The 12,421-nt window shown below is 76.8% G+C and carries 6 protein-coding genes and 1 pseudogene; 5 read left to right on the top strand and 2 right to left on the bottom strand.

Annotated elements, in window-relative coordinates:
* Positions 1 to 704: 704 nt before the first annotated feature.
* From ACFVFS_RS34740 to ACFVFS_RS34730, 3 genes are all read left to right on the top strand, one after another.
* Positions 705 to 2,930 (top strand): asparagine synthase-related protein, encoded by a 2,226-nt coding sequence (locus ACFVFS_RS34740; RefSeq protein WP_380628870.1) that lies wholly within the window; start codon positions 705 to 707, stop codon positions 2,928 to 2,930.
* 609 nt (positions 2,931 to 3,539) lie between these two features.
* The gene (locus ACFVFS_RS34735; RefSeq protein ID WP_380628869.1) at positions 3,540 to 4,061 is read left to right on the top strand and encodes a universal stress protein; all 522 of its coding nucleotides are present in this window, start codon (positions 3,540 to 3,542) and stop codon (positions 4,059 to 4,061) included.
* Between the two features lie 117 nt (positions 4,062 to 4,178).
* The gene (locus ACFVFS_RS34730) at positions 4,179 to 4,883 is read left to right on the top strand and encodes a DsbA family oxidoreductase (RefSeq protein ID WP_380628868.1); all 705 of its coding nucleotides are present in this window, start codon (positions 4,179 to 4,181) and stop codon (positions 4,881 to 4,883) included.
* Positions 4,884 to 4,950: 67 nt separating this feature from the next.
* Here the strand turns inward: ACFVFS_RS34730 and ACFVFS_RS34725 are convergent, their stop codons facing one another.
* Together ACFVFS_RS34725 and ACFVFS_RS34720 are read right to left on the bottom strand one after the other, a co-directional pair.
* Positions 4,951 to 7,365: a sigma-70 family RNA polymerase sigma factor gene (locus ACFVFS_RS34725; protein WP_380628867.1), complete on the bottom strand. Its 2,415-nt coding sequence runs from the start codon at positions 7,363 to 7,365 to the stop codon at positions 4,951 to 4,953.
* Positions 7,366 to 7,703: 338 nt separating this feature from the next.
* Entirely contained in the window at positions 7,704 to 8,720 is a 1,017-nt protein-coding gene (locus tag ACFVFS_RS34720; RefSeq protein ID WP_380628866.1) for a TetR/AcrR family transcriptional regulator, read from the bottom strand.
* A gap of 539 nt (positions 8,721 to 9,259) precedes the next feature.
* Here ACFVFS_RS34720 and ACFVFS_RS34715 point away from each other — a divergent pair.
* Both ACFVFS_RS34715 and ACFVFS_RS34710 read left to right on the top strand, forming a co-directional pair.
* Positions 9,260 to 10,645, top strand: a complete 1,386-nt coding sequence (locus ACFVFS_RS34715; protein WP_380628865.1) for an NAD(P)/FAD-dependent oxidoreductase — start codon at positions 9,260 to 9,262, stop codon at positions 10,643 to 10,645.
* Positions 10,646 to 10,848: 203 nt separating this feature from the next.
* A pseudogene (locus tag ACFVFS_RS34710) lies at positions 10,849 to 12,219 on the top strand (PP2C family protein-serine/threonine phosphatase); the annotation flags it as partial.
* Positions 12,220 to 12,421 lie beyond the last annotated feature (202 nt).

Raw genomic sequence — 12,421 nt, 5'->3', positions numbered from 1 at the left:
GCGGCCTTGTGCGCGGGGCCCGGGCGGCACCGGGCCGTAGCTGCTGTACCTAGAGTAGTCGGACGCGTTCCGACGGTTAAGAGGCCGCATTCCGGATGGCGGGATCGCGCGCCCGGGCCCGGGCGGCGGGCGGTCCGGGGGATTGGTCCGGACCGCCCGGATCCGGCCGTCCGGGGGTGTCCGGGCGGAGCGCCGGAGCGTTGTGCTCCGGTCCCGTGTCGATGTGCGCCCGGCCGTGCCCCCTGGCCCGACCGGCTGGTCGGCGATTCGCTGGTGGTCGTGGGTCGGCCCGCCGTCGAGGACCCGGCGGGCCGGGGGATGCCGCCGCCTTCATCCCCGCGGGCGGTGGCGACGTCCGGGAGGGCATGCGGATGCCCTCCCGGGCAGAGCGACGCCTTTCAGCCATTTCGCGATGGCCATGACAGGGCGCCGTGAAGGGCGGTCCGGGCCATGGAGGGGGAGGCCCGGCCCGCCCCGGCGGGGACGGGCGTCCGAGTGCCGCCCGGGGATCGTCCGGGTGTTCGAACGCCGCGTGCCGTCGCGCGCACCCGCCCGCCCGGGCGCGTACCGGAAACGACAACTCCGGTCGGCGGGCGGGCAACCGGTGGCACCATGTCTTCTGACGGCGCGCCACGGGCCGACCAGGGGGACCGCCCGCTGACGGGCGCGCCGCACGGTGCAGGTCCTCGTACGGTGGAGGCGCGATGCGGTGGCTGACGGGCTGGTGCACGGGCGCTCCCCGACCGGGCGCGCCGGCGCACGAGCCGCCCGGCGCGATCGCCCCGATCGCCGCGCGCCCCCTGTGGAGCGGCCCCGACCCGCTCTGGGCGGTCGGCGACTGGCGGCCCGAGGAGATCCGCCTGGTGACCCTCCGGCCCGGCGCCCCCGCCGTCGTCACCACCGGCCCCGCCGCCCCGGACCCGGTCGAGGCCGGACCGGCCGTCCTGCGGCTCGCCGTCCTCGGCCACTGCGGCGCCACCGACGCCGAACTCGCCGCCGGCCTGGCCGCCGCCCGCGGCGGGGCCGTCCGGCACCTCACCGCCTGGCCCGGCGGATACACCGCGGTGCTGCGCAGCGGCACCCGCTCCACCGTGCTGCTCACCGACCTGGCCGGCGCCCGGCCGGTCTTCCACACCCCCTGGGGCGGCGGCACCGCGTACGCCACGGCGGCCCTGCCGCTCGCCGACCTGGTCGGCGCGCCACTCGACACCGGCCACCTCGCGGCCCGGCTCGCCTGCCCCGAGGCGCCGGAGGCGCTCGGCACCGGCACGCCCTACCTCGGCGTGCAGCGGGTGCCGCCCGGGCACGCGCTCGGCCTGCGCGACGGGCGGCCGTACCTCTCCGGGTACGACGAGCCGTCCTCGGGCGGGGCGCGCGGGCGCGGCGAGGCGGCGGCGGTCGGCGAACTCACCCGGGCGCTGCTGGAATCGGTGCGCTTCCGGGTCCGCACCAGCCCGGCCGGGGCGCCGGGGCGGGCGCGGCTCGGCGTCGACCTCTCGTACGGGACGGCGTCCGCCACCGTCGCGCTGCTCGCCGCCGCCGTGCCGCTCGCGGCCGGCGGGGCGGCGGTGCCGCGCCAGCCGGGGCCGCCGCCCGGCGAGTCCGAGCCGGTCGCGGGCCCGGCCGTCGAACCGACCGCGGCCGGGCGCACCGGAGCCGTGCGCACCGGGGCGGTGAAGGGCTCCTGGGCCCGTACCGCCGGCCGGGCGAGGACTGCCCCCGAACCGGTCGCCGCCGTCACCTCCGGTGAGACGGCCGCCGCGGGTGCGCCCGTTCCGGTTCCGGTCCCGGTCCCGGCCGCGGACGTCCCGCGGCTGCGCCACACCGTGCTCGCCGCCGGCCCGGACACCCTCCCGTACGCGGACCTGCGCACCGACCCGACCGCCGGGCGGCTCACCGACGAGCCGGGGCCGGAACTCGTCGCCGCGGCCTGGGCCGGTGCCCGCTTCGAGGCGGGCGGCACCGACCACCTCACCGGCTACGGCGCCCGGCACGTCCTGGACGGGCACCCGGCCCGGCTGGCCGACCTGGTCCGGGCCGGCCGGGCCCGCGAACTCCTCTCCCCGGTGGCCGCGCTGGCCGGTGCCGACCGGGCGGCCGCCGGGGTCCTGGCGGGCGCGCTGCGGACCCCGCTCACCGTGGTGCGCGCCGCCCACCGGCTGGCCCGGAGCCGGTGGGCGGACGCGCTCGACGACACGGCCGTGAAACTGACCCTCCGCCGCACCTCCGACGGCGGCGGCACGGCGGGCACCCGCTCGGCGGACGACCTCGCCTGGGTGGTCCCGGGGCCGGCCGCGCGCTGGCTGTCCGACGAGGCGCTCTCCGCCGTCGCGCTGCGGCTCCGCCTGGCGGCGCGCGAGCCGGCGCCCGGCGAACACCCGGGCGCGCACCGGGCCCGGCACGCCCTCCACCGGCACGCGCGCGGGTTCCGCACGCTGGTGCACGCCACCGAACAGCCCGGCCAGCGCCTGCACGCGCCCTTCCTCGACAACCAGGTGGTGCGCGCCGCCCGGCTGCTCCCGGACGACGTCCGGCTCCAGCCGGGGGCCCGGCACGCGCTGCTGCGGTCCGTCCTGGCCGCCGGTACCGGGCGCACCGACCTGCCGCCCGACTGGGGGCACGGGCCCCGCCCCGACCGCACCGCCCACGCCCGGGCGGGCCTGCGGCTCGCGGCCGACGGGCTGGCCGAGCTCTTCGACGCCCCTCTGCTCGCGGAGGCCGGCCTCATCGACCTGCCCGCCGTCCGCACCGCCCTCACCCGCGCCACCGACCCGGCCGCCCCCCTCCCGCCCGCCACCCTGGCCGGCCTCGCCGACCTGGTCGCCACCGAACTCTGGCTCCGCCGCATCCGCGCCCGCCGTCACGGCGCCTGCTGGACCGGCCTCCCCCACCCCACCCGCCCCGCCCTCACCCCCACCCGCTTCCCCTGACCCCGCCCCGCCCCGTCTCCCTCCTCGCCAGCTCGTCCACGGCGCACGAATATGCAGACCGGTCTACTGATTCCTGCTCCCGCGGCCCTTTCCTGCCTCACCGGAGTGGAAAGTCGGCGGGTCCGACGTTCTGTGCCCGGCACCCTTCCCGCCAGCGATTATGCAGACCGGTCTACCGACTTCTGCGGCCTCATTTCGCCTTGCCGGAGTGGGAAGTCGGCGGGTCCGACTTTCTGCGCCCGGCACCCTTCCCGCCGGCGATTATGCAGACCGGTCTACCGATTTCCATTGCCTCGTTCCGCCTCGCTGGAGTGGAAAGTCGGCCGGCCCGACTTCCTGCGCCGCGGAGAAGCTTGTGCGCGCCATAAATATGCAGACCGGTCTACTGATTCACCCTGCCCTGCCCTGCTGCCCCGCGCCGCTGGAGTGGAAAGTCGGCCAGGCCGACTTCCTGCGCCGAGGCCGTACCGCGCCGTACCGCGCCGTGTCGCGCCGTGCCTCGTGGGCGTGTTCGGCGCGGCTCGGGGGACGGGGCGGGGTAGGGCGGCGATCATGGCGAGGCGTCCATCCCCCGTTCGCCCTTTCCGCCCCGCACCTACGGAGGTCATGGTGACCAGTGCCAGCCCGGACCCGTCCGTCCCCGTCGTGCTCTCGGTGCTCGGGCGGCCGCCGACGGGGCGGCCGCCGGGCGTGCTCGCGGCGTGCGACGGGTCGGACGGTTCGCTCTGGGCGCTGGAACGGGCGATGACCGAGGCCGAGGCGCACGGCCTGCCCCTGTACGTGCTCGCCGTCGTCAACCCCGCGCCCGCCGGCTACCCGCCCGGGATGGCCGAACTGGTGCAGGAGAGCGTGGAGACCCTGGTCGAATCCATGGCCGACGGTCTGCGCCGCTCGGTGGCCGCAGTCCAGCAGGCCCGCCCCCACCCCTGCACGGCCGAGATGTCGCTGCACGTGGTGCTCGGCAATGTGATCGAGGTCCTGCTGGCCGCCGCGGCCCGCCAGCACACCCTGGTGCTCGGCACCCGGGGCAACGGCGGCTTCACCCGCCTCCTCCTGGGCTCGGTCAGCAGCGCCGTCGCCCACCACGCGGCCTGCCCCGTCCTGGTCGTCCCCGCCCCGCCCGAGGGCTGAGCGTCCGGGGAGCGGGCGTGCCGGGAATGCCCCGAGATGGTTCATCGTTCACCAACTCTGGACCACCGGTCTTGGACCACCAGCCCAGCCCCTCCCCACCTCCCTGGAGCCCCCGTCATGAAGGTCGAGATCTACTCCGACATCGCCTGCCCCTGGTGCTACATCGGCAAGCGTCGCTTCGAGCAGGCGCTCGACGGCTTCGCGGGCAAGGAGAACGTCGAGGTGGTCTACCGGCCGTACCAGCTGGTGCCCGACGCGCCGGCCACCGCCAGCCCGCACCGCGCGTGGCTGGCCGAGCGCTACGGCCCGCAGTCCGTCGCGATGGACGCCCGGGTGGCCGAACTGGGCCTCACCGAGGGCATCACCTACGACTTCGACGCGGCCCTGCACGCCAACACCTTCCTCGGCCACCGCCTGCTGCACCTCGCCGAGACCGAGTTCGGCGCGGCCGTCCAGGGCCGCCTCAAGGAGGCCCTGCTCAAGGCGCACTTCACCGACGGCGTGGACGTCGGCGACCGCACCGCGCTCACCGAGGTCGCCGTCGGGGCGGGCCTGGAGCGCGACCGGGTGACCGCCTACCTCGCCGGCGACGAGGGCGCCGCCGAGGTCCGCGCGCAGCTGGACGAGGCCCGCGAGCTGGGCATCACCGCCGTGCCGACCTTCGTCTTCGAGGGCAAGTGGGCCGTCCAGGGCGGCCAGGAGGCCGAGACCTTCAGCCGGGTCCTGGAGCAGGTCGCCACCGAGATCGGCGAGCGCCGGCCGGCGCCGGTGCAGGTCGCCCCGGCCGGCGAGGCCTGCGCGGACGGCTCCTGCGCCGTCTGAGCCGACCGGCGGACCGGCCGCGCCCCGGCTGCCAACCCGCCCCCGAGACCCGCCCCCGAGGCCCGCTTCAGACGCACCTGAAGCGGGCCTCGGCCCAGTCGGCCATGTTCAGCGCCGACCAGAGGCCGTTCACCGGCGTCACCACCAGCCGGATCGACTTCTGCCCGTCCAACGGCACGTGCACCGGCACCGCCGGGTCGCCCGCCCGCACCGTGCGCGAACTCCACAGCGTCTGCCCGTCGCCGCCCTGGACCGAGAAGACCACGCCCCCGAGCGTCACGCTCAGGTCGTCCATCCCGGCCACCGCGTCGAACGACGTGCAGGTGCGGTTGAGGTCGATCAGCGTGGTCGCCGGAGCGTGCACGGAGATGCCGTGCGGGTGCTCGGCGCCGCCCACGGACACGGCGTCCCGCTGCCAGAACCAGTCGCTCCCCTTCTGCCGGATGCTCGGCTGCGGCGGGGGCACCCGGTTGCCGCCCGGCTTGAACACCGGCAGGCCGTCGGCCCAGAAGTCGCTGGGCTCCGGAGGTGTGGGGACCACCGTCGGCACAGTGGGCGTGACGGTGGGCGTGGGGATCACCGGGACCTCGGGCGTCGGGATCACCGGCAGTTCGGGCGTCGGGATCGCCGGCAGGCTCGGCCGCGGCGTCACCGGCGCCGGGGCCTGCGGCCAGGTCGCCGACGGCGACGGGCTCGGCCCGGACTTCGGGGCCGGGGGAGCGGGGGTGGCCGCCGTGGTGGCCGGCGGAGTGCCGGGCGCGGCCGGCGGCGCGGGCTTGGGCGTCGTACCGGGCGCCGCCGACGCGGACGGCGCGGGGGCGGGCTCCTCCACCGGGGCCGGTTCGGCGCTCGCCGGGGCGGGCTGCGGTGCCGGTTCCCGGGCGGCGGGTTCGGCCGCGGGGGCCGGGGGCGCGGGCGTGACCGGGGCGGCCGCGGGGGGCGCGGCCACCGGGGGTTTCGGCTCGGGCGAGCCGGTGAGCGCGTACGCAGCCACGGCGGCGGCCGCCACCGCGATGGCGGCGGCGATGCCGGCCTTGGCGGCGGTGCCCAGGCCCTCCCCGGCGGCACCCGCACCCGCACCACCACTCCCGCCGGCGGCTCCACCCGCGGTCCCGGCCGCACCCGCGGTCCCGCCCGCAGTTCCTCCGGCGGTCCCCGCCGCACCCGCGGCGGCACCACCCGCCGTCGCGCCACCGGCCGCACCACCCGCCGTACCGCCCGCCGTACCGCCCGCCGTGGCGGCCGCGGTCCCGGCGGCCGCGCCGCCGACCACCGCCGCCCCGCCCACGGCGGCCGCGGCGGCACCCGTGCCGCCCACGCCGATCCAGACCAGCACCCCGCCGGGCAGCAGCGCGCGCAGCCCGTGGTTGATCTCGGACAGCTCCAGGCACGCGGCCGTGCACCGGTCGCACTCCTTGAGGTGCCGCCCGACCTCCGCCGAGGCGCGCTTGCGCAGCGAGCCGCGCGCGTACGCGCCGAGCCGGTTGGCGTACGCCTGGCAGTCCCGCTCCTGGCTGCCCGAGACATGGGCCTGCAGGAACCCCGCGGCGAGCCGGTCACGGGCCCGGTGGGCCTGGACGGCGGTCGCGTTGGCGGTCTTGCCGAGCATCACCGCGACGGTCTTGGGCGACTCCCGCTCGACCTCGGTGTGCCAGAGCACCATCCGGTCGTCCTCGGGGAGTTCGGCGTAGGCCTGCATCACCATGCGCTGGTCGGCCATCGCCATCGCCCAGGCGTCGGCGCCGGGGTCGGCCAGGTCGAGGTCGACGACGGCGGCCGAGGTCTGCGCGAACACGCTGAAGTCGTCGACGAGTTGCTCGCGCCGCTCACTGCGCGTCCAGGCCGCGGCGACGTTCCGCACGGCGGTCAGCAGATACGCGCGGACGGCGAATTCCGGACCCTTGCCGGCCCTCAGCGCCTGCAGGGTGCGGGCGAACACCTCGCCGGCCAGGTCCTCGGCGGTGAAGCTGTCGCGGCAGCAGGTCCGGGCGTAGCGGCGCACCGACTCGACGTGCCGACGGTAGATCTCCTCGTACGCGGCGTCGTCCCCGGCCCGTACCAGCGCGGTCAACTCGGCGTCGGAGGGCGGGCGTTCGCCGTCGATCGGATCGGCGGGCGCCGGCACGGTGGGGCGCACCGGGGCGCCGCCGCGGACGAAGGCCTCCGGGGTGACGCTGCCGTGTCCGGCGGGGGCCTGCCCCGGGACGCGGCCCTGGGGGAGGGCGGCGTCGGAGGCGGAGAGCGTCTCACGGCTGGGCATCCCGGCCTGGTCGGGCACCTGCCCGGCCGGACGTCCTGACCTCCCCGACTGCGCCGGACCGGACACCTGCGCCGGGCCGGACACCTGGGCCGCGGCCGCCGATCCACCGCCGGCCGCCCCGGCGTCGGCTCCCGGACCGTCGGGCCGCCAGTCGGGCCCGGTCCCCGCGGACCGCCCGAAGTCGAGGCCGTAGCCGTAGTCGTTCTGTTCCTCGGCGCTCACAACGGACCCCAGATTCCACGACAGCCCCCGTAGTGTGGCAGGGCGCGCAGGAGTGCGTGGGCGCACGGGTCCCCGCTGCGCGGCGCCGAGGGCGCGCGAACGGCGCGCATCGGGACATTGGCTCCAACCACGGGCAAAGGATGGCATAGCGCAGTGGTGGGCGGTAGCCGGACCGGCCGCGACCCACTCTTCCGTGGGGCCGTCGCGGATGTGTTCGCCCGGTGCGCGGTGTCTCGGCGGGTGTCGCTCACGCCGGGCGCGCGACTCGCTTCCACGCGCCGCCCGGTTCACCAACCTCCTTGCCCACGAAGGACGGTGGCCGTCCGACGGGGTGACGTTCAGCGGGCCCGCAGGCCGTCCAGCAGGATCTGCAGCAGCCGGTCCGACGGGCCTTCGGCCGGTTGACCGTCCGTCTGCGGACCACCTGCCGGCCGCGGTGCGTCCCCGGCCGCCGGGCCCGCCGCACCGGGACCGGAGGCCCCGCCCGGCGCGGCACCCACCGGACCGGCGCCGACCGCACCGCGCCACGCGTGCACCGGCACCGACGCCGTCAGCACCAGCACCACGTCCGCGACGGTGACCCCGGGCCGCAGCTCGCCGGCCGCACCCGCCCGCGCCACCAGCGCCGCGAGCAACTGCAGCAGCAGCCGCGGGTCGGCGTCGGCCACGAGCGCCGCGGCCTCGGCCTCGGACGTCGGGACCCCGGGGTCCGGGAACCCGACGGACGCCGGCTCGACGCCCAGCGGGCCGTACCGCGCGGAGTCGAACCCGCCGACCGGCCCGGCCGGTTCCGGCGAGCGCTGTTCGGGCACCCGCCCGAGCTCCTCGGCGTACCGGAACGCCTCCGGCGGCAGCAGCCGCCCGGCCCCGGTGGACACCGCGCGCGCCAGGTACCCGGCCAGCGCCTCCCACGCCCCCGAGCCGCCGTACAGCGACTCGCGCGCCTGGGCGGTCAGCCAGGCGACCTCCTCGGCCGCGATCCGCTGGACCAGCACCTCCTTGCTCGGGAAACGCCGGTAGACCGTGCCCACGCCGACCCCGGCGCGCCGCGCGACCTCCTCCATCGGCGCGCCGTAGCCGAACTCGCCGAACACCTCGCGGGCCGCACGCAGCACGCTCTCCAGGTTCCGGCGGGCGTCGACCCGTAGTCGCGCGCCCGGTGGCGGCCCGGCCTGTGCCGTCTCACCGCTCCGGTAGGGGACCGCCGCGTACGCAGTCCCGGTCGACCCGGGGACGCCGGACGCACCGGCCACCCCGGGCGGCCCGGCCGCCTCGGCGGGGCCGCGTTGCTCCGGCACCACGCCCTGGCCGGGGTGTGTCGCACCCGCTCGCCCCAACAGTCGCTCCTGTTCCATCATCCCAACTCTCCCCCGCAGGCATCCGATTCCGGACCCTGCCGTCGCCCGCCCCTGCACCCCCCGGTGCAGCTACGCCTGAAAGAAATGACCGATGACCCATCGCTCGTGCCGTTGGTGGTGCCGCCCGGGTGGTGCCCGGCCGTGGGTGCGGCCGCGCGCAGACCACCCGGACCCCGATCCGGCGGGCGCCGCCGGGCCGATCGGTGCGATCGGACCGGCGTGTCGGCGCCCGCGTGCGGGGCCTTGTCCGGGAACTACCCTTCCCCGGATCACGGTCCCGCAGTCGGGTTCTCCCGCCAACACTAGAACTGGCCGTAATGGCCGCTCCACGGTGCGTCGCCGCCGGTTGACATGGCAGTGGCCGCGCCGCCACACAATCCGACCATAGTTCACCGCAGTTCGCGGCCGAAAGTGCGTCAGAAAGTCACCCCGGCAGTACATCGGTCCCCAGCCTGCCCCACCGGCCCCGTCCGCCACAGCACGGATGGTGGACAAGACGGCCCCGGCGGTCCTTTATTGGGGGGCGTGATGGGGGCATGCCCGGTCGAAGGCGGGCACCGGGACCCATCGACAGGAGGTGCGCCATCAGGATCCTGATCGTCGGCGGCGGCTGCGCGGGCATGTCCGCAGCGCTGCACCTCCAGCGCGGCCTGCGCGAGCGGCTGCGCCGCGGCGAGGCCCACCTCACCGTGGTCGAGCCGCAGGCCTACCTCACCTACCACCCGCTGCTCGCGGAGGTCGCGGCCGGCAGCATCGACCCCCGGCACGTGGTCGTGCCGCTCCGCCGCGAGCTCACCGCCTGCAAGGTGCTCACCGCCCGGATCACCCGGATCGAGCACGCCACCCGCCGGGCCTGGGCCGACGCCGCCGGCCCGGGCGAACCGCCGGCGCCGGTCGAGCTCGACTACGACGTCCTGGTGCTCGCCCCCGGCGCGGTCTCCCGCACCGCGCCCGTCCCCGGCCTGGCCGAGCACGGCCGGGGCTTCTCCACCGTCGGCGAGGCCGTCGGCCTGCGCAACCACGTCCTGGAGCAGCTGGACCTGGCGGCCACCACCCGCGACCCGGCGCTCCGCCAGGCCGCGCTCACCTTCGTCTTCGTCGGGGGCGGCTACGCGGGCGTCGGCGCGCTCGCCGAACTCGAGGACATGGCCCGGTACGCGGTGCGCGGCCACCACAACATCACCCCTGAGGACCTGCGCTGGGTGCTGGTCGAGGCCACCGGCCGGATCCTCGCCGAGGAGTCGCCCGAGCTCGCCGACCACACCCTGGCCCAGCTGCGCGACCGCAGCGTCGACGTCCGCCTGCGCACCACCCTGGAGTCGGCCGCCGGCGGGGTCATGGCGCTCTCCGACGGCAGCCGGTTCGCGGCCCGCACCCTGGTCTGGACGGCCGGGGTCCGCCCGAACCCGCTGCTGCGCGACACCGACCTGCCGCTGGACACCGCCGGCCGGGTCCGCTGCCTGCCCACCCTCCAGGTGCTCGGCCCGGACGGCCGCGCGCTGCCGGGGGCCTGGGCCGCCGGGGACTGCGCCGCCGTGCCCGACCCGCTCGCGGACGGGGCGCCGTGCGCGCCGAACGCCCAGCACGCCTTCGCCCAGGCCGAGCTGCTGGCCGCCAACGTGCTGATCGCCCTGGAGGGCGGCCCGCACGCGCCCGCCATCGCCGGCTACCGGCCCGGGGCGCCGGCCTGTTCCACTTCGCTGGGCCTCGGCCGGGCGGTCGCCCACACCAAGCGGGGCGGACGGCTCACCGGCCGCCGCGCCTGGTGGCTGCACAGGGCCCGCCACCTGCGGCGGCTGCCGAGCGGTGAGCGGCGGGTGCGGGTCCTCGTGGACTGGGCGCTGGCCGGGCTCTTCGCCCGCGAGGTCGTCCCGATCGGCCGCCCCGAGCAGCCGGCCTCGGCCGACGAGCGGCCCGTGTGAGGGGTCCGGGAGGACCGCCCGCCACCGCCCGCTCGGAGTACCGGGACGGCCCGGTGGCCGACCGGAGGGCCACGCCTGGCGCGGACGACTTCCGGAATCGGGCCTCCGCCTGACAGGATCGGCCCGACCGAGTCATTACCCCGTGTGCTGACGAGTGCACAAGAAGTGATGATATGTCTGTAACCCGAGGAAGCGGCCGTCGTTTGAACCTCATGCGCTGGAGCGCCCGGCTCACCGGAGTCCCGTGGCGTGCCACCCCGCGGTCCGGGGCCGGCACCGACCGCGGCACCCCGCCCGGGGACGCTGTCGTGGTGCCCGGCCCCCGCGACCCCACCAGCCCCGCCGGACCGCCCGACGCCCCCGAGGCCCTCGACCCCACCGGCGTGCTCGACCCCCACCGGCCCCAGGACCTCCGCGAGGTCCTCAACCGCATCCCGGCCCCGGTCGCCGTCACCTACGGCCCGCTCCACCAGCTCGGCTACGCCAACCGCGCCTACCGCGAACTCTTCGGCGAGCGCCCCACCGGCCTGCCCGCCTGCGACGCCCTGCCCGAACTCGGCACCCTCGGCGTCCTGCCCCTCATGGACCAGGTGATCCGCGGCGGCAGCCCCCGCAGCGTCAAGGCCCGCTGCATCCTCGGCCTCACCGGCAACCGCTACTACAACGTCTCCTGCGTCCCCCTCACCCGCGACCCGGGCCGCGCGGGCCCCGACGGCGGGCCCGTCCTTTCCACTCCAACGAGCGACGACCCCACGTCCGGCGTCCTTGTCTTCGCCGCCGAGGTCACCGACCAGGTCCTCGCCGCCGCCCGGCTGCGCGAGTCCGAGCGCCGCCACCGCGAGGCCGCCGTCACCCTCCAGCGCAGCCTCCTCCCGCAGAAGCTCGACCAGCCGGCCGACCTCCGGGTGGCCGCCACCTACCAGCCCGGCGGAGCCGAGGCGGCCGTCGGCGGCGACTGGTACGACGTCATCGCCATCGGCGGCGGCCGCACCGCCCTCGTCATCGGCGACGTCATGGGACGCGGCCTGCGCGCCGCCGCCGTGATGGGACAGCTCCGCACCGCCGTCCGCGCCTACGCCCGCCTCGACCTCCCGCCGCACAAGGTGATGACCCTGCTCGACGGCCTCGCCATGGAGATCGACGCCAACCAGATCGCCACCTGCACCTACGCCGTCTGGGACCCGCAGCGGCGCACCCTCGGCTACGCCTCCGCCGGCCACCTCCCGATCCTGCTGCGCTGTCCCGACGGCACCGTCCTGCGCAGCGAGGAGCAGAACGGCCCGCCGCTGGGCACCGGGGGAGGCGTCCACCTCTCGCACACCCTCCGGCTGCTGCCCGGGACCACCGGCGTCCTCTATACGGACGGCCTGGTCGAACGCCGCGACGAGGACATCGACCAGGGCCTCGACCAGCTCGCCCGCACCCTCGCCGGCGCGGTCGGCGCCCCCGACGTGGTCTGCGCCCGCCTGCTGCGGGCGATGGGCGTCACCTCGGAACACGACGACGACGTCGCCGTCCTCGCCTTCCAGCTGCCGACCGAGGAGGAGTCCCTCGAACGGAGACCGGCGCTTGACTCGGCCTCCCGAGAGGTCTAGTGTTCTTCGAGCTGCCTGGCTGGGAGCACCGGACACGCGTCTGCGCGGACGGTCCCGGGGTAGCCAATCCTCTGAAACACCACCTCTTCCCGGTTACGGGCCGAGGCGTGTCGTTATTTGTTTCGACGCGTTCCGGCTCAGGGTCTATTCGGTGTGCCTGCTTTCAGGGATTGCGGCCGGA

This window comes from Kitasatospora sp. NPDC057692 (genome assembly GCF_042799475.1).
Taxonomy (GTDB): domain Bacteria; phylum Actinomycetota; class Actinomycetes; order Streptomycetales; family Streptomycetaceae; genus Kitasatospora.
Note: the sequence above shows the minus strand (reverse complement) of the source record. Positions and strands in the feature narration are given on the sequence as shown.